The following is a 24,553-nucleotide window of genomic DNA, read 5'->3' as shown; positions in this document are numbered from 1 at the left end:
ATGGGTTTACCCCCACCCCTATGTGCTTCTCTTATTTTGCTTCTTTTTGGAACCATTCTTCTGCAAGTTTGTCGATTTCACCCGCATCGATCATCTTTTTCAACTCTTTGTTGAACTCGTCACGCATCTTGTCGCCTTTTTTGAAAGCGGCGGCTGAACCCGTCGGTCCGTCTTCTTTAATTTCATACGTTTTTAACGATTCGTCTTGATCCATGTATTTGACCGCTACAGCATCTTCGATGATGAGCGCATCAATCCGACCCGTATTGAGTTCTTGAATGATTTCCGGAATTTTATTCAACGAGACGGCTTCGCTGTCTTTATAACGATCTTTTGCAATGCCTTCTTGAATCGATCCAAGTTGGACGCCGATTTTTTTACCTTTCAGTTCATCTTCCGAACTAATCGCTTCGTCTTTTGTCATGACGAGGTTCTTTGATTCGAAGTAAACATCTGTGAAATCAGCGTTTTTCTTCCGCTCGTCTGTCGGTGTCATTCCTGCCATGACAAAATCAACCCGACCTGAGCTGAGTGCTCCGAGTAAGCTACCGAACTCCATGTCTTCAATTTTCAAATCATAACCGAGGTTTTTTGTAACTTCTTTTGCGATTGCGACATCAAATCCAACGATGTCGTCCCCTTTCGCCGTATCGATGTATTCAAACGGGAAGTAATCTGCTGACGTTCCCATCGTTAATACTTTACTGTCATCACTTGAACCGCCTGATGAATCATCTGATGCACCACATGCTGCCATCGTAAGTGCGAGAATGCCTGCCATTGCCGTTGCTACTAATTTTTTCATGAATAAATTCCCCTTCCAACGCTCAATTGTCAGAACTTTAACAATAGTATGACTTATGTTTTTTTCTAATTCAATACTAAATAGCTCTGATCCGATTTATTACTTTTAGGATATACGAATATTTATTCATTGTAAAGTATAATTATCTCGTAATAATGCATAAATCGATTCTTTTTATACAAAACATGAGTAAATAACCACTTTTGAATCCGCTTACATTTTTATTGCTATCCTCGGATTTTAATCATGGGTACTTTCTAACTCGAAAAAGGGGATGCTATTGATTCGATTCGTCTTTCTTTTTTCATTGCTCTTTCAATAAGTCGGCCTCTGCTTCAGGGGGACTGCTAAAAAAACATCTCTTTCGCGCACACTCACTTTCACGACAAATTAAAACCGTGTTTCAATTAAGAAACACGGCTCTAGACTGTAGTCAAAGTGCCATTGGGCGATAAAAGCGTTTTTTTCGTTGCTTTCCTCGGGCGAGGCGCAAGCCGTTGCTCCTTGGTCCTAATGGACAACGAGCAGGGTCTTGCCTGCCTCTGAAAGTGCGTTAAAAACGCACTTTTTCCCGTAGGAGTCAACGAAACGTGACGCTCTTTAGGAAATACCGTGAAGGAAATCCAGACATGCAGACGGTTTAGAGCGCAATCTGTCTTGAATCGCTTTAGAACCGCGAAAAGCGAATGGATCGCACCTAGATGTCGCATGTTCACTCTTCATAAGCGTTTGTATACATGCTGGAGCCGTGTTTCAATTAAGAAACACGGCTCCAGTTGATTCACTTATGCGTAAATTTCAATCAATGACTCTAATTTTTCAACAACTTCTTCTGCAGTAAACGATTCGATGTCGAAACGTTCAACCATCGAAAGAATGTTGCCATCTTGCATCAAAGCGAATGATGGTGATGAAGGTGGATACCCTTCAAAGTACTCGCGTGCCCGGTCCGTTGCTTCACGGTCTTGTCCCGCAAACACCGTTACGAAATGATCTGGCTTCACGCCTTCCATTCGATTGACGTAAGCAGCTGCCGGGCGAGCAATCCCACCTGCACATCCACATACTGAGTTGACAAGGACAAGTGTCAATCCTTCACGCTTCATCGCGTCATCGACGCTTTCAGCTGTCGTTAATTCTTCAAAACCAGCAGCTGCCGCTTCTTTACGTGCTGTCTGGACGACGTCTTCAAAATACATTTGGAAATCCATCGGTCTAATTCCTCCCTTATTCGTTCTCTTCCTTATTGTACGAGTTTAGATGAAATCTGTCCAAGTCTGCCGCTTAATTCTTGCGCCAAATATGGTTTCGCATGTAGTAGATCACGGAAGGCGACGTAACGGTCAATTTTTTCTTCCGACGGCTGACGGTCATTTTTATACGCACGAATCAAGACATTTTTTGGTGTATGCTCTAAATCAATGAATTCAAGCAATTGTGTCTCGTAACCGACGAGCGTCAAGATTTCGGCACGGATCGAATCCGTCGCAAGCGAAGCGAACTTCTCTTGAATCAGCCCGTGTTGCAACATGACGTCGAGTGGTGAACAGTCGAGTTGACGATTGAGTTCTTTTTGACAACACGGGACACTTAAGATGACAGACGCATTCCAATCAACGGCGCGGGCAAGTGCAACATCCGTTGCGACGTCACAGGCATGAAGCGTCACCATTAAGTCAACCTCTGTATCTTCGTTATAATCATGGACGTCCCCGACACGAAACTCGAGATTCGTATAGTCGAGATCGCGCGCAATCGCTGTACATTCTTCGATGACTTCTTTTTTGAGATCAAGTCCGGTCACTTTCAAGTCGAAGCCTTTGACGACACTTAAATAATGATACAAGGCAAACGTCAAGTACGATTTTCCACAACCGAAATCAAGAATCCGTAACGTTCGGTCTGTCGGTAACGCGGAAATACTATCTTCGACGAACTCCAGGAACCGATTGATTTGTTTAAATTTATCGTACTTTTGCCGTTTGACTTGTCCGTCTTCCGTCATGACACCGAGTCGGACTAAAAACGGAACGACGACACCATCTTCAAGGAGATGACTTTTTTTACGGTTATGCGACAGTTCTGCTTGCAGGGGTGACTGTTGCGTTGTTTTTAACGATACTTTCATTTTTTTGGATAACTGGAACTGAACTTCTTCCGTCTCGAAACGGAATAAAAATTGACGGAATTCCTCCATCAATCCGTCGAGTCGTTCTAAAAATTCATCAACCGACAAATTTTCGTGTTTAATTATCCGTTCATATTGAAACTCTAACTGGATTGCATACGTATCTTTCAATAGAATCGGTTTTAGTTTGATTCTTCGAAGATCATTCGACTTTTGGCGCGGACCACTAATCGTTGCATGCACGAGAGCAGCAGCCTCGAGCTTTTGAGTGAGTAATTCTTTTACTTGGTGTAATTCCACTGTAGTCCCGTCCTTTTCTGATTGTTCTTTCGAAACTGTAGCAAATTCCACCCTATTCGACAAGTAAGGTAGCTTCATCATTAAAGGAGGAACGAACGATGTTCAAAAAACTTTTATCACAAATCGGAATCGGTGCCGCCACAGTCGATACACGACTCGACAGCGAACGCTGTGAGCCAGGCGGACAGATTCACGGAACCGTCCATATTAAAGGCGGCAATGTCGACCAAGAAATCGATCGGATTTATTTAGCGTTTAATACACAATATAAAGAAGAAGTCAGGGACAGCACGACATTTACGACGTTCACACTCGATCGTTTTTCGCTAAACGAAGCCGCCTTTACGATTGAAGCAGGTGTCGAACGCGAAATTCCGTTTACGCTTCAAGTACCATTCAATACGCCGCTCTCGGTCAGTCAATCGAAGTCATGGATTGAAACGGGTCTCGATATCGCCCAGGCGGTCGATCCGTCAGACCGGGACGCCATCATCGTCCAAGCCAATGACCTCCAATCCGTTATCTTAGAAGCGATGGAAGAACTTGGCTTCCGACTCAAGAAAGCGGACACGGAAAAACTTCCCGGGCGTTACCGGAAGGATTTACCGATCGCCCAGGAACTCGAGTATTCGGCACGCAATACGTACTTCGCCCATAAACTCGATGAAGTCGAACTCATCATGCTCCAAGACCGTACCGGCATCGACATCGTCTTGCAAATCGACCGTCGTGCCCACGACTTAGGTTCGCTCTTCAGTGAGATGGCGGGTGCGGATGAGACGATGACGAAGCTATCCTTATCGAACCACGATTTGATGGACCGAAACGCCGTCAAACAACAATTAAACGATTTGATTGAACGGTACAGCTGATTTCCTTACCAGAATTTTCATCATGCCTGTAATCCACCAACAAAAAAACCTGAGCGATTGCCATGACTTTCTTTACGAAAGCTGAAAATTGCTCAGGTTTTGTGCAGTCTGCCGTCTGATCGCGCTGATCAACAGCGGCTAAAGCTGTACTTATCGTTTCGTTACTTTTGGTTGACGCGTAACTTGTGTAAAGAGACGTTCAAACGTTTCTTCCGTCCAGCCCATTTCCCAAAACATCAATTCGTAATAACAGCTTCTGACGAAATGGTGTTTCATCCGTTCCCGTTCTGCTTCAGTCGCTTGCGCCGCCAAAGCATCCAGCCGGTCGACCTGTTCAAAGACGACCCGTTCGAACCATTCCGAGCTGTATGTTGCAATCCACTGTTGATAAATCGGTGACGCCGGTGACTTCGTCAACAGTTGTTGTCCGACTTCATAATAAAGCCAGTAACACGGTAAAATCGCTGCAATCGTTTCCCCGAGTGTCCCCTCGCTCGCATGATGCATATGTGAGACATAGGCATACGCAGTCGGTGCCGGTTCGAACGCTGCTAAATCCGCTTCCGTAATAGCGAGCGGTTCAAAAAACGATTGATGGAGTGATAGCTCAGCCGCATAGGTCGATGTCGCATGTTCCGCGAGTTCCGCGATCGTCGCAAAATCCGTTGCCTTTGAGGCGGCCCGGGCTTGAATTTTTGCGAAATGTTTTAAGTAATACGCATCCTGCATGACATAATGTCGAAATTTTTCGAGCGGTAACGTCCCGTCACCAATGCCTGTGACGAATGGATGGGAAAAACTGCTGTCCCAATATGTTTTTGCGGCTTGCCGAATTTCTTGACTGAATTTCAACCTAATTCCCCCTTTTGTTGAATCAAAAAACGCCACACCCTACGAACAGGGCATGACGTGAAGAGACAACAAGAGAGATATTCACGCCACTTCCCTCCGTAAGTCCAAACTTAATCAGGTTCAAAGGGTCCGAACGTCTTCGTCGTCTCAGTCGGCCTACCGACTCCCCTAGTGGTCATTATTTAATTCCTCTTCACTATATCATTTTTTCAGTCACATGATCAGGATTTTAAATGAAATGTAGTATAGGATTAGGGACACGAGGTGGGCGGTTCATTCCGCCTCAAGACCGATTCCGTTCTGGAAGACGTCACTTACAATGAAATTAGCACCTGATACTACCTACTATACTCGGAGGATTTATACTATGAATAAAGCAACAAAAATCATGACCACGACGCTTTTAGCGACAAGTTTACTTCTACCGACTGCTGCTTCAGCAGAGCAAGTCGTCGATAAAACAATCATCACGCTTGGTGAATCGCTCGGGGCAAAGGATAAAGCCTGGGTACTCGCCCGATTGAATGCGCCGGAAGGCATTACGCCCGTCATCGCCACGGCAGCGGATGAAGAAAAATATTTAGGGAAAAACGTTCCCCAATCGCAACTCGGCGGCAATATGTACTCTTCCGCAAAAATCGAACTCGCTGAAAAAGGCGACGGTTTATCTGTCGCGATCGAAAACATTACCTGGGTAACAAAAGACATGTACTTGAACGCGCTCGTCACTGCAGGCGTAACGGACGCCGACATCACAATCACTTCCCCTTATAAAGTCACCGGGACCTCTGCTTTGACGGGGATCATGAAAGCATACGATCAAACGTCGGCTGAGACCGGCATTAAATTGACGGATGAACGAAAAGATTTAGCCCAACAAGAGTTATCGGTCACTTCCGATGTCGGAAAAACGGTCGGGACGGACAAAGTCGCCGAACTGATGAATGAAATCAAAGCAGAGATCGCCAAACAAAAGCCGAAAACCAAAGTCGATATCGAGAATGTCATCATCCAAGTCATTCAAAATAACAACATCCAGTTGTCGGACGCCCAAATGGAGCGGTTGACGTCATTGTTCAGTCAAATGGAGAAAGCTGACTTGAACTGGGGACAAATCGAGACCGGATTAAAGGGTGCCGGGCAAGATATCCACGCGTTCGCGACCTCCGAAGAAACGAAAGGATTTTTTGCAAAACTGTTTGACGGCTTAAGTAAGTTCTTTAACTCGATTTCCGGACTGTTCAAGTAACTGAAAACGATTTCATTTTCAGTTCAAAACATGGTAAACTAACTTTATCGAAACGAAAAGGTGGTGTAAAAGATGGGTTTTGCTGCGTGTAAGCAATGGTTGATGGAACAACTTTATCTGTTGCGCGCGATTTTTCATGAAATGGCGTTCTAAAGGACGAGTCTGCCCTTTTCTTAGGAACATCCATCTGAAAAATAAAGCAAAGCGCACCTTTTACGGTAAACGGAGAGCGCTATTTGCGTTCTCCGTTTTTTGATGCGCATGAAAGGAAGTTACTGATCATGATTTGCGACATCCAACACCTGACAAAACAATTTGGGGGAGCATCCGTCTTAACCGATGTCTCGCTCTATCTTAAGCAAGCTGACCGCATCGGATTGATCGGTCGAAACGGAACCGGAAAAACCACGTTACTGCGTTTAATCGCGCAACTCGAAACAGCGGACAGCGGAACCCTTTATCTCAAAAAAGGACTTTCCATCGGTTATTTGGCTCAAATTCCACAGTTCGCAGAAGAATTGACGGGCCTTGATGTTCTCTGGACCGCATTTGCCCAAATCGTCGCCTTACGGACGACGATGCATCAGCTTGAACAACAAATGGCAAGTGCTGACCACCTGGACGATGTGCTAAATGAGTATACGCGTGTGACCGAACAATTCGAACAACAGGACGGTTACCTGCTCGACTCGAAAATCCAGCGCATGATTAACGGACTCCACCTCGATGCCTTGCTGACACGTCCCTTTTCTCAATTAAGTGGTGGCGAACAAACGAAAATCTGCCTCGGCCGGATGCTGCTGGTGGAACCAGACTTGTTGATTCTCGACGAACCGACGAATCACCTCGATCTCGCAGCAATCGAATGGCTCGAACAATTTTTAAACAGTTATCCGGGCGCTGTCATCATCGTCTCGCATGATCGCGTGTTTCTTGACGCAAGTGTCAACTTGATCGCTGAACTTGAAGATGGTGAACTGACAATCTACCCAGGAAATTATTCGGCGTACACGGTCGCGAAAGAACGCCTGCTCCTCGAACAATTCCACGCCTACACGGAACAACAAAAGAAAATCAAACAGATGAAGGATGCGATTCGGCGCTTGCGCCAGTGGGCAAATGAAGCCTCTCCGCCAAGCGAAAAACTGTTCCGAAAAGCAAAAGCCATGGAACGGGCACTCGAACGGATTGAGCGACTCAAACGGCCGCTCCTGGAAAAAGCGGTGCCTGACATCCGCTTTTCGTCGCAAGGGCAACTCAGTCAAATCGTTTACCGTCTTGAGGATGTCACGCTTTCCGTCGCCGGCCGGAAGTTGTTCGCGTCGCTCGATTTCGAAGCCGCGGCACGTGACCGGATTGGAATCGTCGGTGCGAACGGAAGTGGGAAAACGACGTTATTACGTGTCTTACTTGGACAACTCCAGCCGACGAACGGACGTGTCACGCGTGGTCCGTCAAATCAGGTCGGATTTTTATCGCAACACGTCGATATGCCGGGTGAAGAGCGACTGATCGATTACTTCCGCTCACACGTTTCGGCGGACGAAGGAACAGCTCGCTCCCTGTTGGCCCGTTTCCTCTTTTTCGGTCCACGTGTCTTCTTACCGATTACTGCGTTAAGCGGCGGGGAAAAGATGCGCTTGATGCTCGCGATTCTTGTCCATTCGCCGCTTAATGTCCTGATTCTTGACGAACCGACGAATCACCTCGACATTGAATCCCGCGAGGCGCTTGAAGAAGCACTCGAGCACTTTGACGGAACGCTGATTGCCGTATCGCACGACCGTTATTTCTTGAACCGACTCTTCTCGAAAACCTATTGGCTAGATGACACGACAGAAATCTTTCACGGTTCTTACCAATATGCTGCCGAAAAACGACATGCCCGGTCAATCGTCGAATCAGCGGCACCCACGCCCCGCGCTACCCGGACGCCGGTAGCCGGGAAACATCCGGCTTTAAATGCAGGCGAACTCGAACAGCAGATTCAACAGCTAGAGGATGAGGTGGCTTTACTCGATACATCACTCGCGGCGACACATGATTATGAAGTCCTCACGACATTATTCTCAGAACGAGAACAGCTCGTCAGTCAAATTGATGACTTCTATGAAAAATTGTTGGCAGTCGATCACTAATCAAAAAACGCATCATTTCACCACCGCTGCTTCATTAAGTGCGGTGGTTTTTTAAATTAAAAATGCTTTGATGACGATCTGTTTTTCTGAACCCGAAAAAATATATTTTAAATATTTTAAAAGAAAGTTTCGAAAAAAAGCTTGCAAGTTGTCTGAAAATTCGTATAATTCAACTTATAGCTATTATCAGTTTTTAGCAAAAACACTTTGGGAGGAACTATCACATGGATGCATTTCAACAAGCTGTACAATCGGGCGTCGATTTCGCCAACAACATCTTATGGTCTTATATCTTAATCGCCGCTTTAATCGGAGTCGGCATCTACTTCACCATTAAAACGAAGTTCATCCAATTCCGTTACTTGAAAGAGATGTTCCGTGTCACACTCGATAAAAATGAAAAGACAACAGATGATGAAGGTCAGAGTATTACATCCCTTCAATCATTCTTCATCGGTGCCGCGACTCGAATCGGTACAGGGAATTTGGCCGGTGTTACGATCGCTGTTACACTTGGTGGACCCGGAGCGGTCTTCTGGATGTGGATGGTCGCCCTCCTTGGTGGAGCAACAGCCCTTATTGAAAGTACGCTTGCTCAAGTGTATAAAGTACGTGATACAGGCAATAACGCTTACCGCGGTGGTCCTGCTTACTACATCGCAAAAGGATTGAACAACCGCGTCCTCGGAATCATTTTTGCAATCTTAATCGCCGTCACATTTGGTCTTATTTTTAACTCGGTTCAATCGAACACGATTGCCGCTGCTTTTGACAACGCCTTTGGAATCGACAAAATGATCGTCGGTGGAATCTTAGTCGTTCTTACAGGTCTCGTCATCTTCGGTGGTGTCCACCGTGTCGCGAAAGTTTCAGCAATCGTTGTACCAATCATGGCGTCACTCTACTTGATTGCTGCCATCTTTGTTGTCATCACGAACATCACTGAACTTCCAGGGGTTTTCGCAATGATCTTTAAGAGTGCATTCGGTATCGATCAGGCTGTTGGTGGATCTGTCGGTGCTGCAATCTCGCTCGGTGTTAAACGTGGTCTCTTCTCGAACGAAGCCGGTATGGGTTCTGCTCCGAACGCTGCTGCTGCCGCTGAAGTTTCTCACCCAGCAAAACAAGGATTCTTACAAACACTTGGTGTTTTCCTTGATACGTTGATCGTCTGTACAGCAACAGCGACAATCATCTTACTCAGTGACAGCTACGCTGCCGGTAATGGTGAAGGTATCGCCATGTTACAAAATGCGCTTTCTGAGCAACTCGGTGCCGTCGCACCAGCCTTTATCGCAATCAGTGTCTTCTTGTTCGCTTTCAGTTCAATTGTCGGTAGCTACTACTACGGTGAAACGAACATTGAATTCATCAAGAAAAGTAAATCAACTGTCTTTGGCTTCCGAATTGCTACGATGGCATTCGTCTTCATCGGATCGCTCCTCAGCCTCGGAATGGTTTGGAGTTTCGCCGACCTCTTCATGGCCGGTATGACATTAATCAACTTAACAGCCATCTCGCTCTTAGGTGGAGTCGCAATCAAAGTCATCAATGACTACCAAAACCAACGTAAGCAAGGTCTTGATCCTGTCTTCTCTGCTAAAGCATTAGGTATCGAAAATACCGAATGTTGGGACGATGAAGAAGAAGCGCGTCCAGCTGCTGGTGAAGCACCACCTGTCGCACGACGGTAAACATTTCTTTTCTACTAAAAACCTTGGAGGCGCGTGTAATCGCCTCCAAGGTTTTTTTGCTGCGCTAGGATTATCTTGGTCGTGAGTTGGGAAAATAGGAACAGAGAGTCACTAAGGAGGAATTGAATGTGTCGAAGGCCATGTTAATTATTAATCCCTCATCCGGGAAAGAATTAGGTAAAAAATACGCAGAATTTGCAGAAGGTACACTCGCTCAGCGCTTTGCAACGGTCGATGTCCGGTTCACTGAAAAAGAACTCGACGCAACAGAATTTGCACGTACTGCTTCGACTGAGCAGTATGACGCCGTCATCGCAATGGGCGGTGACGGAACGGTCAATGAAGTCATCACGGGAATCGCAGAACAAGACCACCGTCCGACGCTCGGCATCGTTCCACTCGGGACGGTCAACGATTTAGCACGTGCGCTCCATATTCCGACGGATGCCCGCGACGCGATCAACGTTCTCGAAGATGCTCCGATTCGTCCTTTTGACATCGGTAAGTATGGATCACACTATTTCATGAACGTGATTGCGATTGGGCTGATTGCCGATGCCGTCGAAGAAGTGAGTGTCGAACAGAAGACATCACTCGGTTCTATCGCATATTTCATTGAAGGATTAAAAGCCTTCAAGGATCATAGTCCCTACCCGCTCCAGTTAACAGCCAGAGAAAAATCTTTCGACGGCGAAACACCGTTACTTATCGTTTCGTTGACGAATTCCGTCGGCGGTTTCGAATCATTTGCGCAAGAGGCGCGTGTCGATGACGGATTACTTCATGTTTTTCTTGTAAAACAACTTGGTATTTTAGACGCCTTACAAGCGCTACCTAAACTATTGAAAGGTGATTTATCTGAAGCAGATCAAGTCGAGTACTTTACAACGAAGGAAGTCAAAATCGAATCTTCGGAAACACTTCCGATTAATGCTGATGGCGATACGGCAGGCAAACTTCCGATTACGGTCCAAGTTCTTGGTCAGCACTTAAACGTCATCGCTCCCACGTCCTAAGTACTATCCTTTATGAATATAAGCCCACCAAGCTGCATAGAATCGGTGGGCTTTTTAGCATGGACAAAATAAACCAAAAATGACCATTACAATATATGTTATAGAGTGATAACTTTGAAACAAAACTGAAATATTTCCCCTTTATTTCCGATGCTATAATCATTCTATCAAGAAAACATTTTCTACCTTAACTACATAGAACCTTCACCTTACAATATTGAAAGACTTAGTTTTACTGACGTCCGTCGCCTTTTCCCAATTAGGAGGAACTCACATATGAAGCGTATGTTAACAACAATGACAATGACAGCACTAATGGTTTCAGGCTTCGCTACGACAGGCATCGAAAAAGTCGAAGCAGCAACTACATATAAAGTAAAAGTAATGGCTGACGGTCTCCGTGTTCGAACGGGTCCTTCGACTGCCTATAAAGCAGTCGGAACCGTCAATAAAGGAAAAACATACAAGTACCTCGGCGTATCCGGATCATGGACGAAAATTTCATACTCAGGTTCTTCCCGTTATGTCGCTTCCAAGTATGTCAAAAAGTATAAAGTCACAACAACGACGGCAACAAAAGCATCGAGTGGCTTTTCGCGACCGACAAGTGGTCCAATCACACAAGGATACGGTGCAGCGAGCGGCGTTTACGGTTATACGTTCCATAACGGAATCGATATCGGCGCTGCAACAGGAACGCCCGTCTATGCTTCTGCTGCCGGTAAAGTCATCACGTCCCGTAATTACGGTGCTTATGGCAATTACGTTATGATGACGCACACAATCAATGGACTTGCTTACACGACGGTCTACGCTCACTTGAACAGTCGCTCGGTATATGCCGGTCAAACGATTGCAAAAGGAGCAAAAATCGGGACGGTCGGTGCAACCGGAAACGCCTTCGGCGCCCATCTTCACTTTGAACTACACCGTGGTTCATACGTCTACAGTGCGTCATCTGCTGCAAGCAGTATCAATCCATTAAACTACTTCAATTAACTCAACCACCACTGACTTAAATTCGTCAGTGGTTTTTTTGTGCCTTACGTTTCTCGTGCGTCAAGGGTGTCTTAGGTGAAAGTTAGACAAAACAATGGTACGGTGATTAAATAAATGCTTTTAAGGAGGGATTCACCTTGAAATCACGCTCACTTTTGTTTGCCGCAACAAGTGCTGCGAGCATCGGAATTCTTGTCGGCTGTCAAGATCAGCCGACAGCAGAAGAACGACTCGCTTCCTATTCAAAGCTTTGGGAAAAACAAGACTATGACAAGATGTATGCCGATTATGTCAGTCAAACGACACAAAAAGAGTACGGAGAAAGTCAGTTCATCGAACGAACGAAAAAATTGAACGATACGCTTGAAATCAAAAATATTTCCATTACACCGGGAAAAGCACCCGACACAGATGATGAGAAGAAACAACTATTGCCTGTCACCGTCAAATTCGATACGGTCGCGGGACCTGTATCGTTCAAGAAAGAGGTCCCGCTCGTCTACGAGACAAACAAAGACACAGACAATTGGTACGTCGACTGGGATCCTTCCTTCCTGTTCGAAGACTTTGAACAAGCGGATCAAATCAAATTGAACACGCTTACCGCAAAACGCGGTGATTTAATTGACCGGAATGAAAAACCGCTCGCGACGACCGGTCAAGGCTTTGAAGTCGGTGTGACAGCTGGCCAGCTGGATGACACGACCAAAAAGAAAGTCGCTTCTCTCCTCGACCGGTCGACGAATTCGATTGACGACGCTCTATCGGCATCTTGGGTCAAGGACGGTCAGTTCGTTCCGTTAAAAACATTTGATCCGTCTGACGAAGCAACCGTTAAGCGCTTGACGGCACTTAAAGGGGTCAGCGCCAAGGAAACAGAAGTGCGGACTTACCCATACGGTGAAGCGACGTCCCACTTAATCGGCTATGTTGGATCGGCGACCGCTGAAGACGTCGAACAATCGAACAATAAAATCCAAGCTGGTGAACAGGTTGGTAAACGCGGACTTGAACAGGTTTTCGATGATGAACTTCGTGGCCAGTCCGGAACGAGCATCGAAATCGTGAAGTCGGACCAGGACGAACCGGTAACCGTCGCCGAGACGAAGGTCAAAGACGGGAAAGACATTACGCTGACGATCGATGGTGCGCTCCAACAATCGACGTACGAGACGATGAACGGTGAACCGGGTGTCGCAACTGCACTTGATCCAAGGACCGGTGAAACACGGACCCTCGTCAGCTCCCCCGGTTTTGATCCGAGTGAGTTCACACTCGGCATCTCGCAAGACCGACTCGACACATTGACGAATGATTCAGATCAACCGTTACTCAATCGTTTTACGAGTGCCTTTGCACCCGGATCGACACAAAAACCGTTGACGGCTTCCATCGGTCTAAACGCCGGAAAGTTAAATCCCGATAAAGCCTATTCGATTGACGGCTTAAAGTGGAAAAAGGATGGCTTCAATGTCACCCGGATCCACGAGACACCGGACCCTGTCGATTTACACAATGCGCTAGTCTACTCGGATAATATTTATTTCGCGCAATCGACACTTGAAGTAGGTGCTGACACCTTTACGAATGGACTGGAGGCACTCGGTTACGGTGAAAAAATTCCGTTCGCCTATCCGATGCGGGCTTCACAGATTTCAAACGACGGGACCATTTCATCTGACGGTCAATTAATGGATACATCGTACGGACAAGGTCAGATGTTGACGAACATCGTCCACCTCGCTTCGATGTACGAAATCTTTTTGACGGACGGAATCATCTATCAGCCAACGTTACGGGCGGATGAAAAAACAAAACAGATCTGGAAACAGGATTTAATCTCTAAGAACGACGCCTCGATGATCCGGAAAGACTTGTATGATGTCGTCCATGCCGGATATGACTTACCTGCCGACATACAGGAAGTCGCCGTTGCCGGTAAGACGGGAACGGCTGAACTTAAGCAAGCTGGAGAAACAAAGGGGAAGGAAAATGGCTTTTTCGTTGGTTATGACAACGATGACCCGACGCTACTCGTCGCGATGATGATTGAATCGGTCGAGCAGGAAGACCGGGGCAGTCCGTATGTTTCCGGTCTCGTCGCCGAAGTCTTGAAAGAGGCCAAGTAAAGCGATTGGTCAAGGGTGCGATTTCAGCTGATGTTTGCTGCAGGGTCGCCCGTCACCGCTTTTTATGAAGAAACGTAAAATGGCCGATGATTCCGTAAAAAGTGGAATCATCGGCCATTTGATTGATGTCGGTCTGACGGATGCGTCAGATCTTTTTTAGTTAGACGTGAAGATCGGGTAACCGGGCTGCCATCAATTGCTCAATCGCTGATGTATCTTCTTGTTGTAACAACTCAACGATTTTACTACCGACGATGACACCTGCGACCGAAGCCCCTAACTGTTTGACGTGTGCCGGCGTACTGATTCCAAACCCGGCGAGGACCGGAACAGGACTCAGTTCCGCGACATTTGCAAGATGCGCTTCGAGCGACTCGCCGAACGTCGTCTGCCCTCCTGTCGTCCCGTTGACGGTGACGGCATAGAGGAACCCTTCACTTTGATTCGCGATTTTTTGAATCCGTTCGATCGGACTCGTCAGTGAAACGAGTTGGACGAGGGCGATGTCTTGTTTGTCATGCTTCGCAAAAAACTGCGCACTCTGTTCGAGTGGTAAGTCCGGAATGATTAAGCCATCGACCCCGACTTCACGACAGGTCGCAAGAAAGGCATCGATGCCAAAGCGGAAAATCGGATTCAAGTAGGTCATGACGACGATCGGGACCGTCGTTTCTTGACGGGCGACCCGAATCGCCTCGAGGACGTCGTGTAAGCTGACTTCGTGTGCAAGCGCGCGAAGACCGGCTTCTTGAATGACCGGACCGTCCGCAACAGGGTCCGAGAACGGGACACCGACTTCGATTGCTGTGGCCCCACTCCGTTCGAGGAATGCCAAAATGTCCGGCAGACGGTCGATTCCGCCGTCACCTCCCATGACATACGGGATAAACGCTTTTTCACCGCGGTCATTGACTGTTCGGATTGCTTGTTCTAATCGCATCACGCTTCCCCCTTTAAGGCCGATCTGACCGTCATGACATCTTTATCACCGCGACCGGATAAACAGATGACGAGAATCTCGTCTTCCGACATGTCTTTCGCAAGCTTCGTCGCATAGGCGACGGCATGTGCTGTTTCGAGCGCCGGAATGATGCCTTCTTTTTGGCATAACAACTGGAGAGCATCGAGTGCTTCTTGATCGGTGACGGCTTCATACTGGACACGACCGATGTCTTTTAAGAGACTATGTTCCGGTCCGACGCCTGGATAATCGAGCCCGGCTGAAATCGAATGGGCTTCCGTGACTTGACCGTGTGCATCCTGTAGCAAGTACATCATCGACCCGTGTAAGACACCGACTTCACCTTTCGTCATCGTCGCTGCGTGTTTGTCCGTCTCAATTCCGTCTCCTGCTGCTTCAATTCCGTACAGCGCAACCGTTTCATCATCGATGAACGGATGGAACATACCAATCGCGTTACTCCCGCCACCGACACAAGCGACGATCGCGTCCGGCAAGACACCCTCTTTTTCAAGGATTTGCGCCCGCGTCTCTTTCCCGATGACGGATTGGAAATCACGGACGAGCTCCGGGAACGGATGCGGTCCGAGAACCGATCCCATCAAATAGTGTGTATCCTCAACATGTTTGACCCAGTAACGTAACGCTTCATTGACGGCATCCTTCAGGGTCCGACTGCCCTGTGTGACCGGGATGACCTTCGCCCCAAGCAGTTCCATCCGGAAGACGTTCAATTCTTGACGCCGGACATCCTCTTCCCCCATGAAGATGACACATTCTAAATCAAGTAGGGCACAGACGGTCGCCGTCGCAACACCGTGTTGTCCGGCACCGGTCTCGGCGACGATTTTCCGTTTCCCCATCCGCTCTGCGAGTAGAGCTTGTCCAATCGTATTATTGATTTTATGAGCGCCCGTATGGTTCAGGTCTTCCCGTTTCAAGTAAATCTTTGCGCCACCGATTTCCCGCGTCAAGTGTTCCGCGAAGTAGAGTGGCGTCTCACGCCCGACGTAATTTTTTAAGAGATCGTTCATCCGTTCATAAAATGCCGGGTCCTCTTTGACTTCGGCATAGGCCTGTTCCAGTTCAAGGACGGCTTGCATCAATGTTTCCGGAATGTAGCGTCCACCATAAACCCCATATTGACCAAGTGCATCTGGTTGTGAATAACCCATCGTGCTCATCTCCCCTTTACGGCATGTGCGAATGCCAGCATTTTTTGTTGATCTTTTTGAAACTCCGTTTCGATTCCGCTCGAGACATCCACTGCGAACGGTTGATAGCGCGCGATTGCTGCTGCGACGTTCGATGGTGTCAAACCACCTGCGACGAACATCGGTCGTGTACTTATTAAATCCGTCGACCAATCAAACGGTTGTCCGCTTCCAGCTTGTGGCGCGTCATAGAGAATGTAATCAGCCTCCGTATCGATTGAAGTGGCGCCCGCGACGAGTGCCTGAATGATCGGAACTTTCGTTTGTGTACGAATCGCTTCGTCCACCATACCGTGAATTTGAATCAAATCCAGTCCCACCGTTTCAATCGCCGCTTCGACTTCTTGTAAGGTCGGCGAGACGAACACACCGACGACTTGGACCGTTGCCGGAACCAATTGCCGCAATTCGGCGGCCTGTTCAAGCGTGACCTGACGTTTACTCGGCGCGAACACGAAACCGATGTAGTCGGCGAGTCGGCTCGCGACCACCACATCATCGGCGCGCCGTAACCCGCAAAATTTAATGCGTGTCATAGACCGGTCCGTTGACTGCTTGGATGAAGGCGGTGGGATCCTCTGCGCGCATCAGCGTTTCACCGACTAAAATGCCGTCTGCCCCGTCCTGATGGAGCTGACGTGCCTGCTCGACCGTCTGAATCCCGCTTTCACTGATATACCGGACGCCCGGGCGCTTCGTCTGCAACAGCCGTGTCGATGTCGCTAAGTCGACGGCGAACTTTTTTAAGTTTCGGTTGTTGATGCCGATGATGCGTGCACCGAGCTGTTCTGCTTGCTTCAGTTCCGCTTCATCATGGACTTCCACTAAAACTTCGAGACCGTTTGCGTAGGCATAGTGATACAAGTCTTCCAGTGTCGCTTCGTCAAGTGCCGCGACGATCAACAGGATCAAGCTCGCTCCATGCGCTTTCGCAAGGTCGATTTGAATCCGGTCAATCATAAAATCTTTACACAGGATGGGCACATCGACTACATTTGCGACTGCCTCAAGGTCTGCCATGCTTCCTTTGAAATACGTCGTATCCGTCAAAACCGAGATGACCGTTGCCCCGCTTGCTGCATACCGTTTTGCTTGAGCGACAGGGTCGACGTCGAGCGAGATGTCGCCTTTTGAAGGAGATGCCCGTTTAATTTCCGCGATGACCGACAGGTCGTCTTGGCCGAGTCGTTCGTGAATCGAACGGTGTAACGGTGACCGTTCGATTTGCTTGACTCCTGCCACTTTGAGTTCAGCTACTTCGCGTTTCTTCGTTTCAATGATGCGGTCTAAAATATTCATCCGATTGCCTCCTGTCGTTTCGTCTGTTGCAATTGTCGCAGTTTTTCTCGTGCTTGTCCGGAATCGATACTGACGATCGCACAATCGATTCCTTCCCGAATCGTTTTGACCCGTCCTTCCGCGAACAGGGCGATGCCGGCGTTGAGTAAGACCGTATCCCGGTAGGGTCCCGCTTCCCCGTCAAGGACACGTAGTAAGATGTCGGCATTTTCTTGTGCCGACCCGCCACGGATTGCTTCGAGTGGGGCGACGGTCAATCCGACTTCTTCCGGGTGAAGACTGAAGCGAATCAGTTCTCCGTCGTCGAGTAACACAAGTTGGTTCGTTCCGGCGAGAGACGCTTCATCCATTCCATTCGCTCCGTGTAAGACGATTGCCCGTTTGCGTCCGAGACGGTGTAACGTCAACGCCATCGTCTCGAGTAAATCTTCCCGGTAAATCCCGAGCAATTGTGTTTTTAAAGAGACCGGGTTCGTTAACGGACCAATCAAGTTGAAGATCGTCGGGATCCGTAAATCGCTCCGGACCTTCATGATTTGTTTGACACGCGGGTGCATCCGCTGAGCGAATAAGAACGCAATCCCGTTTTCTTCGAGTCGGTTTGCGAGTTGCTCGGGTGTTTCATCCAGTTTAACACCTAATGCCTCGAGGACATCGGCACTGCCCGTTTTACTCGAGATACTCCGGTTACCGTGCTTGGCGACTTTCGAGCCTGCACCTGCGAGAACGAAGGCGGCTGTCGTACTGATGTTGAATGACTGTGAGCCATCGCCACCCGTACCACAGTTGTCGATGAAGTCCGTTCCTGTGACGGGAATGTCGAGTGCGACTTCCCGCATGATTGAGGCGAGTCCCGCCAGTTCATCCGCTGTTTCGCCTTTTGCTTTTAAGGCGACGAGGAAGGCGGCGATTTCGCTGTCCGTCACGTTCGGTTCAAACAGTTGTCGTGCTGCTTGTTGCATCTCTTCGTATCGTAAATGCTTCGCAGCTGCTAGTTTCGTTAATATCTCTTTCATGTCTTGTCACTCCCCTGTCAGTTCAATGAATCGTTTGACGATTTGTTTTCCGTTGATCGTTCCGACCGACTCTGGGTGAAACTGAATCCCGTATGTCGGGTGTTCGATATGTTCAAATGCCATGATCGTCCCGTCTACTGTTTCCGCCGTAATGCGTAACACGTCGGGTGCGGTCTGCCGGTCGACAATCAGTGAATGATACCGCATGACTTCGAATTGTTCTGCGAGTCCCTTAAATAAGTTCCCGTTCTGTCGAATCATCGATGTCTTGCCGTGCATGATGTCCGTTGCCTGGACGACTTGTCCCCCGAAGGCTTGTCCGATTGCTTGGTGACCAAGACAGACGCCAAGGATTGGAATCGAACCGGACAGTTGTTTGATGACATCTAGACAAATCCCGGCATCATTCGGATTACCTGGTCCCGGCGATAAAATGATTCCGTCCGGTTGCAAGTCTTGAATGCCTTCGATTGTCATCGCATCGTTACGGACGACTTGTACGGCGGTATGTTCCGCCGCATATTGATACAGGTTATAGGTAAAGGAATCATAGTTATCAATCAATAAAATCATTTCCAAACCTCCAGTAACGACTTCGCTTTATGCAATGTCTCTTCATATTCGAGCGTCGGGTCCGAGTCATAGACGATTCCGGCACCGGCTTGGACATAGGCCGTACCGTCCTTGATGACCATCGTCCGGATTGCGAGTGCAAAATCAAGATTTCCACTGACATCGAAGTAACCGACGGCGCCCGCATACACTTCCCGCTTCAACGTTTCATACTGTTCAATCAATTGCATCGCCCGAATTTTCGGCGCCCCGGAGACCGTTCCAGCGGGTAAACAAGAAATCAAGGCGTCGGCTCCTGTCTGCCCGTTCGCTAACGTCCCTTCGACGACGGAGACAAGATGCATCACGTTTTTGAAACGTTCGATTTCCATGTAGCGCGATACGTTAATGCTTCCGACCTGACAGACCTTGCCGAGATCGTTGCGGCCAAGATCGACGAGCATCCGATGTTCGGCACGCTCCTTCTCGTCTGCAACGAGCTCAGCTGCCAACCGTTCGTCTTCTTGTTTCGTTTGTCCTCTGCGCCGTGTCCCGGCGATCGGATTCGTCGTCACGCGTCTTCCCTTGACCTGAACGAGACTTTCCGGCGATGCCCCAAGGACAATCAACTCGCCGAGGTCGATATAAAAGAGATAAGGGCTCGGGTTGTCTTGCCGTAACTTCCGGTAGAAGTGAAACGGATCCCCCGCGAAGGTCGCATCGAGTCGTTGCGATAACACCAGTTGGAAGACGTCTCCTTGCCGAATATGTTGTTTCGCTTGTTCCACGAGCTGGATAAAATCTTCCTTCTCCATCTGCGGCTGATATGAAATGTTTTCAAGGGGACGTTCCAGTAAGGTTTGCTCCCCTGTCCGTTCGAGTTGTTGCTTTCTTTGTTCTAACCGCTCCATCATTTCACTGCGGTCCGTCACACCACCGAGTGACGTATGGACCAAGTGGACGCGATGTTCAAGATGATCGTATAAAATGATTTCATCATAGACGGCGAGTAACGCATCCGGTAGGTTCCGGTCAATCTTTGGCATCACTCCGATGTTTTCATAGGCGCGAATCGTGTCATAGCCGACGTAACCGATCGCCCCACTTAAAAAAGGTAAGTCCAGTTCACTTGTTGGTCGTGTGATGTAGTGTTGCAGTAAATGGACCGGATCGCCGATCGTCGTAACCGATTCGTCCGTCTTTAAATCATGCCGCGTGACTTGATTCCCCTCTGCCCGTAGCAAAGCGACTGGGTCGACCCCGATGATTGAGTAACGTGCATTCCCGGACTGGGTCGAACTTTCGAGTAAACACTTTCGATTCCCGTCGATCCGTCGAAAAATCGAAATTGGTGTCAGCTCGTCCCCGTTCATCTCAAGTCGTTCGATTACTAATTCTTCTGTCTGAATCATCCTGATTTCGCCTCCTGGTATAAAAAAAGTCCTCCACATAGCAATTGCTACATGGAGGACGATTAACTCGCGGTGCCACCTCGATTGGAACGGTTGTTGCGTTCCCACTTTTCCGGTGCTTCCTCATTTCAAGGACACCGTAGCCTGCGATAACGGGGGCTTCCGTCATGACCTACTGTAAATTCAGCCATGCTCTCATGAGACCATTCATTAAACCTCCCTGTGCCGAAGTCCCACCCTTCTCCGGCTCTCTGAAACAGTGATGTGTTTAACTACTTAACTCATTCATCGATTTTTTTATGTTGTTGTATACGAAAAGGGTCTTCCTGTCCATTCATGTGATCATTCACATGAAGGACGGGAAAACCCGCGGTACCACCTTCGTTGACTATACAATAGTCCCCTCGAACGAACCGGCGCACCTGATTCGTCGTCCTCGATAACGGGAGGTCACCGTCAGAGCCTACTTCAAGTTCGGTCTGATGCTCAAAAGCCCATTCACCTGTTTCCCGATACTGATTCGCACCACCCATCAGCTCTCTTCAATCGTTTCACGGGCTACTCTTCTTCGTCGTAGCGTTATGTTGTTCAATTGTTTATTATATTACGTCGCTTCGGGCGACCTGTCAACTTTTTAGTATAAAGCGAGTTGATCCGGGTCGATCGATTCGAGCGCCTGCTTGACGGTCTGCAGGAATTGACCGGCCACTAACCCGTCAAGTACACGGTGATCAATCGACATACATAAGTTGACCATGTCACGTGCTGCGAACATGCCGTTGACCCAAACCGGGCGCTTGACGATTGATTCCACGGATAAAATCGCCGCTTGCGGGAAGTTCAAGATCGGTGCCGATTGGATCGAACCGAACGAACCCGTGTTATTGACGGTAAACGTACCACCTTGCATCTCGCTTGACGATAACTTACCGGCCTGCGCCCGTTTACCGAAGTCATCGATTGCCCGAGCGAGTCCTTTAATGCTAAGTTCATCCGCATGTTTGACGACCGGGACGAATAACGCTTCTTGCGTCGCGACAGCGAGTGATAAGTTGATTGCCCGTTTTTGAATGATTTTATCGCCTGCCCACTGCGAGTTCATGATTGGGTGTTTCTTCAGTCCTTCGACTGTCGCTTTCATGAAGAACGGTAAAAACGTCAATTTGACGCCTTCTTGTTTGAAGAACTGATCTTTATGACGATTCCGTGCTTCGACCAGATTCGTCACGTCGACTTCAACCATCAACCAGGCGTGCGGTGCTTCTTGTTTCGAGCGCACCATGTTACTGGCGATCGCTTGACGGACACCTGCCGTCGGAATTTCAATATCGCCGTCTTCCGTCGTACTCATCGTCGGTTTTGGCGCAGACTTCGGTGCCGGAGTCTCGACTGCCGCTTCCGCTTTTGTCGGTACGGTCTCAATCGTCGGGGCCTCGACAACATCCGGCTGATTGACTTGACCGGATTCAACGAGCTTCAGCAAATCTTTGCGTGTAATCCGGCCGCCCGCTCCCGTCCCGTTGACGTGATCGAGATTGATGCCGTGTTCTGCTGATAACTTCAGCACAGCTGGTGAATAGCGTTTTTTCATCGACTGAACCGTTTCTACCGTCTGCTCTTTTACAGCCGGGATTTCTTCTTCGGTCGCTGCGACTTCCGTCGATCCACCACTGACTTGTAACGTGACGATTGCTTCCCCGACTTGGAGCGTGTCCCCTTCTTCAGCGAGCAGCTTGTCGATGACACCATCAAACGATGATGGTACTTCGGCTGTCACTTTATCGGTGATGACTTCAGCAATCGGATCATACTTTTTGACGGTATCTCCTGGTTTGACGAGCCATAACGAAATCGTTCCTTCCGTCACGCTCTCACCAAGTTGTGGCATCGTTAATGTTTCTGTCTTCATTGACGGGTCCCCCTCAGTACGCGTAGAGCGTCCGGATTTTATCTTCAATTTTTTCGCTTGAGATATTAAAGAATTTCTCCATCGTCGGTGCATATGGCATCGCCGGTACATCGGGTCCGCACAATCGTTCGACTGGTGCATCAAGATCGAACAATGCTTCTTCCGCGATGATCGCCGAGACTTCACTCATGACACTGCCTTCTTTATTATCTTCCGTCACGAGCAAGACTTTACCCGTTTTTTGTGCCGCTGCGACGACTGCCGCCCGGTCGATCGGATAGACGGTCCGAAGATCAAGGATATGGACGTCGATGCCGTCTTTTTCAAGACGTGCTGCTGCGTCAAGCGCCATTTGGACACAAAGTCCGTATGAGATGACGGTGACGTCTTCTCCGTCCCGTTTGACATCAGCTTTCCCGATTTCAACCGTGTAATCTTCTTCCGGAACTTCACCTTTTAACAACCGGTAGCCCCGTTTATGTTCAAAGAACAGCACAGGATCATTCGAGCGAATCGCAGCCTTCAATAACCCTTTGGCATCGTATGGGTTTGACGGAATGACGATTTTTAGACCCGGCGTCGAATTGAACATCGCTTCGACCGATTGTGAATGGTACAACGCACCATGAATGCCGCCGCCAAAGGGTGCGCGGATGACGATTGGACAAATCCAGTCATTGTTCGAACGGTACCGGATTTTTGCCGCTTCACTGACGATTTGGTTGACGGCCGGCATGATGAAGTCGGCGAACTGCATCTCAGCAATCGGACGCATGCCATACATGGCGGCTCCGATTCCAACACCTGCAATCGCACTCTCAGCGAGTGGTGCATCGATGACACGTTCTTCCCCGAACTGCTCGAGCAATCCTTGTGTCGCCCGGAATACTCCACCACGGACACCGACGTCTTCTCCTAAGATAAAGACGGAATCATCCCGTTCCATTTCTTCTTTGATTGCGCTATTGATGGCTTCAATTAAACTTAATGTCGTCATTTCGTTTCCTCCTCGTCGTACACGTAACGAAGTGCGTTTTCCGGTAAGTCATACGCCGCTGCTTCTGCATAAGCCGTCGCTTCTTCGACTTCACGTTCGAGCGTCGTCTCGATTTCTGTCGCTGACTCCTCCGTCAAGACACCCATATCAATCAATTTCGCACGGAAAATCTTGATGCCGTCACGTGTTTTCAGTTCTGCCAGTTCTTCTGCCGAACGGTATGATTTGTCATCATCGTCTGACGAGTGGGGGACAAGACGTTCAACTTCGACTTCGATTAACGTCGGACCTTCCCCACGAATGCCACGGTCACGTGCTTCCTTGACTGCTTTATAGACGGCGAGTGGATCAATCCCGTCAATCGTCACACCCGGCATGCCATAGCCGATTGCGCGGTCTGCGACATGTTTCGCTGACAATTGTTTCGAGAGGGGTGTTGAAATCGCATATTTATTGTTCTCACAGAATAGAATGACCGGTAATTTATGAATCCCGGCAAAGTTTGCTCCTTCGTGGAAATCCCCTTGGTTCGATGATCCTTCACCAAACGAAACGTACGCGACAAGTGGTTCCTTACGCATCTTCGCAGCCAGGGCGATCCCGACCGCATGCGGGACTTGTGTCGTGACAGGGCTTGATCCCGTGACGATGTTTAAAGCACGTGAGCCGTAGTGTCCCGGCATTTGACGTCCACCTGAGTTCGGATCTTCCGCTTTCGCGAACGCAGACAACATGATGTCACGCGATGTTTGACCGAAATGAAGGACGACCCCTAAATCACGGTAGTACGGTAAAATATAATCCGTTCCTTTTTCGAGTGCGAATGCCGCCCCGACTTGCGCCGCCTCTTGCCCTTGGCAAGAAACGAGGAACGGAATCTTACCGGCCCGGTTCAATTTCCACATCCGCTCATCGATTTTTCGTGCCCGTACCATCGTCTCAAACATCTGGATTGCATCCTGCTCCGTCAGTCCGAGCTCAACGAGTTCTTTAAATTCTATTTTTTCCATC

The 24,553-nt window shown here is 48.5% G+C and carries 21 protein-coding genes, 1 riboswitch and 2 other annotated features; of the genes, 7 read left to right on the top strand and 14 right to left on the bottom strand.

Annotated elements, in window-relative coordinates; all coding sequences use genetic code 11:
* Positions 1 to 31: 31 nt before the first annotated feature.
* The 3 genes from KNQ02_RS06725 to KNQ02_RS06715 form a co-directional block, all read right to left on the bottom strand.
* Complete coding sequence (locus KNQ02_RS06725; protein ID WP_088836640.1) at positions 32 to 805, bottom strand: transporter substrate-binding domain-containing protein; 774 nt, start codon at positions 803 to 805, stop codon at positions 32 to 34.
* Between the two features lie 785 nt (positions 806 to 1,590).
* Complete coding sequence (locus tag KNQ02_RS06720) at positions 1,591 to 2,016, bottom strand: BrxA/BrxB family bacilliredoxin (RefSeq protein ID WP_029333102.1); 426 nt, start codon at positions 2,014 to 2,016, stop codon at positions 1,591 to 1,593.
* A gap of 32 nt (positions 2,017 to 2,048) precedes the next feature.
* Positions 2,049 to 3,233 (bottom strand): class I SAM-dependent methyltransferase, encoded by a 1,185-nt coding sequence (locus KNQ02_RS06715; protein ID WP_088836639.1) that lies wholly within the window; start codon positions 3,231 to 3,233, stop codon positions 2,049 to 2,051.
* 98 nt (positions 3,234 to 3,331) lie between these two features.
* Between KNQ02_RS06715 and KNQ02_RS06710 the strand changes: the two genes are divergently transcribed.
* Positions 3,332 to 4,105 carry a sporulation protein gene (locus KNQ02_RS06710; protein WP_088836638.1) on the top strand — a complete coding sequence of 258 codons (774 nt, stop codon included), beginning with the start codon at positions 3,332 to 3,334 and terminating at the stop codon, positions 4,103 to 4,105.
* Positions 4,106 to 4,255: 150 nt separating this feature from the next.
* Here KNQ02_RS06710 and tenA read toward each other — a convergent pair whose 3' ends face one another.
* Positions 4,256 to 4,957 (bottom strand): thiaminase II, encoded by a 702-nt coding sequence (tenA, locus tag KNQ02_RS06705; protein ID WP_088836637.1) that lies wholly within the window; start codon positions 4,955 to 4,957, stop codon positions 4,256 to 4,258.
* A 74-nt stretch (positions 4,958 to 5,031) separates the two neighbouring features.
* Positions 5,032 to 5,137: riboswitch (TPP riboswitch) on the bottom strand.
* A gap of 187 nt (positions 5,138 to 5,324) precedes the next feature.
* Here tenA and KNQ02_RS06700 point away from each other — a divergent pair.
* From KNQ02_RS06700 to KNQ02_RS06675, 6 genes are all read left to right on the top strand, one after another.
* Positions 5,325 to 6,206: a DUF1002 domain-containing protein gene (locus KNQ02_RS06700; RefSeq protein ID WP_214807658.1), complete on the top strand. Its 882-nt coding sequence runs from the start codon at positions 5,325 to 5,327 to the stop codon at positions 6,204 to 6,206.
* 281 nt (positions 6,207 to 6,487) lie between these two features.
* Positions 6,488 to 8,344, top strand: coding sequence for a ribosomal protection-like ABC-F family protein (abc-f, locus tag KNQ02_RS06695; protein ID WP_251132128.1), 1,857 nt, complete (start codon positions 6,488 to 6,490; stop codon positions 8,342 to 8,344).
* A gap of 224 nt (positions 8,345 to 8,568) precedes the next feature.
* Positions 8,569 to 10,038 (top strand): alanine/glycine:cation symporter family protein, encoded by a 1,470-nt coding sequence (locus tag KNQ02_RS06690; RefSeq protein ID WP_029333096.1) that lies wholly within the window; start codon positions 8,569 to 8,571, stop codon positions 10,036 to 10,038.
* A 128-nt stretch (positions 10,039 to 10,166) separates the two neighbouring features.
* Positions 10,167 to 11,054, top strand: coding sequence for a diacylglycerol/lipid kinase family protein (locus KNQ02_RS06685; protein ID WP_088836635.1), 888 nt, complete (start codon positions 10,167 to 10,169; stop codon positions 11,052 to 11,054).
* Positions 11,055 to 11,330: 276 nt separating this feature from the next.
* Complete coding sequence (locus KNQ02_RS06680) at positions 11,331 to 12,053, top strand: M23 family metallopeptidase (protein ID WP_088836634.1); 723 nt, start codon at positions 11,331 to 11,333, stop codon at positions 12,051 to 12,053.
* Positions 12,054 to 12,190: 137 nt separating this feature from the next.
* A complete protein-coding gene (locus KNQ02_RS06675; RefSeq protein ID WP_214765366.1) occupies positions 12,191 to 14,182 on the top strand; it encodes a penicillin-binding transpeptidase domain-containing protein in 1,992 nt (663 codons plus the stop codon).
* Between the two features lie 160 nt (positions 14,183 to 14,342).
* Here the strand turns inward: KNQ02_RS06675 and trpA are convergent, their stop codons facing one another.
* The 10 genes from trpA to KNQ02_RS06625 all read right to left on the bottom strand — a co-directional run bounded on the left by trpA (position 14,343) and on the right by KNQ02_RS06625 (position 24,552).
* Positions 14,343 to 15,122 carry a tryptophan synthase subunit alpha gene (gene trpA / locus KNQ02_RS06670; RefSeq protein WP_088836632.1) on the bottom strand — a complete coding sequence of 260 codons (780 nt, stop codon included), beginning with the start codon at positions 15,120 to 15,122 and terminating at the stop codon, positions 14,343 to 14,345.
* The gene (gene trpB, locus KNQ02_RS06665) at positions 15,122 to 16,318 is read right to left on the bottom strand and encodes a tryptophan synthase subunit beta (RefSeq protein WP_088836631.1); all 1,197 of its coding nucleotides are present in this window, start codon (positions 16,316 to 16,318) and stop codon (positions 15,122 to 15,124) included. The genes trpA and trpB overlap by 1 nt, the downstream gene beginning before the upstream one ends.
* Before the next feature lie 5 nt (positions 16,319 to 16,323).
* Entirely contained in the window at positions 16,324 to 16,893 is a 570-nt protein-coding gene (locus KNQ02_RS06660; RefSeq protein ID WP_214801019.1) for a phosphoribosylanthranilate isomerase, read from the bottom strand.
* Positions 16,880 to 17,656 (bottom strand): indole-3-glycerol phosphate synthase TrpC, encoded by a 777-nt coding sequence (trpC, locus tag KNQ02_RS06655; protein ID WP_214807656.1) that lies wholly within the window; start codon positions 17,654 to 17,656, stop codon positions 16,880 to 16,882. Before trpC ends, KNQ02_RS06660 begins: the two co-directional genes overlap by 14 nt.
* Positions 17,653 to 18,672 (bottom strand): anthranilate phosphoribosyltransferase, encoded by a 1,020-nt coding sequence (gene trpD / locus KNQ02_RS06650; protein ID WP_088836628.1) that lies wholly within the window; start codon positions 18,670 to 18,672, stop codon positions 17,653 to 17,655. The genes trpC and trpD overlap by 4 nt, the downstream gene beginning before the upstream one ends.
* Positions 18,673 to 18,678: 6 nt before the next feature.
* Positions 18,679 to 19,245 carry an anthranilate synthase component II gene (locus KNQ02_RS06645; protein ID WP_214805191.1) on the bottom strand — a complete coding sequence of 189 codons (567 nt, stop codon included), beginning with the start codon at positions 19,243 to 19,245 and terminating at the stop codon, positions 18,679 to 18,681.
* On the bottom strand, positions 19,242 to 20,636 hold the full coding sequence (gene trpE, locus KNQ02_RS06640; RefSeq protein WP_088836626.1) for an anthranilate synthase component I: 1,395 nt from the start codon (positions 20,634 to 20,636) through the stop codon (positions 19,242 to 19,244). The genes KNQ02_RS06645 and trpE overlap by 4 nt, the downstream gene beginning before the upstream one ends.
* Before the next feature lie 51 nt (positions 20,637 to 20,687).
* Positions 20,688 to 20,934 (bottom strand) — a binding site (T-box leader).
* A 52-nt stretch (positions 20,935 to 20,986) separates the two neighbouring features.
* Positions 20,987 to 21,220 (bottom strand) — a binding site (T-box leader).
* Positions 21,221 to 21,270: 50 nt separating this feature from the next.
* Positions 21,271 to 22,545 carry a dihydrolipoamide acetyltransferase family protein gene (locus KNQ02_RS06635; protein ID WP_088836624.1) on the bottom strand — a complete coding sequence of 425 codons (1,275 nt, stop codon included), beginning with the start codon at positions 22,543 to 22,545 and terminating at the stop codon, positions 21,271 to 21,273.
* 13 nt (positions 22,546 to 22,558) lie between these two features.
* On the bottom strand, positions 22,559 to 23,542 hold the full coding sequence (locus KNQ02_RS06630; protein ID WP_088836623.1) for an alpha-ketoacid dehydrogenase subunit beta: 984 nt from the start codon (positions 23,540 to 23,542) through the stop codon (positions 22,559 to 22,561).
* Positions 23,539 to 24,552 (bottom strand): thiamine pyrophosphate-dependent dehydrogenase E1 component subunit alpha, encoded by a 1,014-nt coding sequence (locus KNQ02_RS06625; RefSeq protein WP_029333083.1) that lies wholly within the window; start codon positions 24,550 to 24,552, stop codon positions 23,539 to 23,541. Before KNQ02_RS06625 ends, KNQ02_RS06630 begins: the two co-directional genes overlap by 4 nt.
* Position 24,553: the final 1 nt, after the last annotated feature.

The sequence above is a fragment of the Exiguobacterium sp. s102 genome (assembly GCF_018618635.1).
GTDB lineage: Bacteria > Bacillota > Bacilli > Exiguobacteriales > Exiguobacteriaceae > Exiguobacterium_A > Exiguobacterium_A oxidotolerans.
The sequence above is the reverse complement of the archived record's forward strand: the minus strand, read 5'-3'. Positions and strand labels throughout refer to the sequence as shown.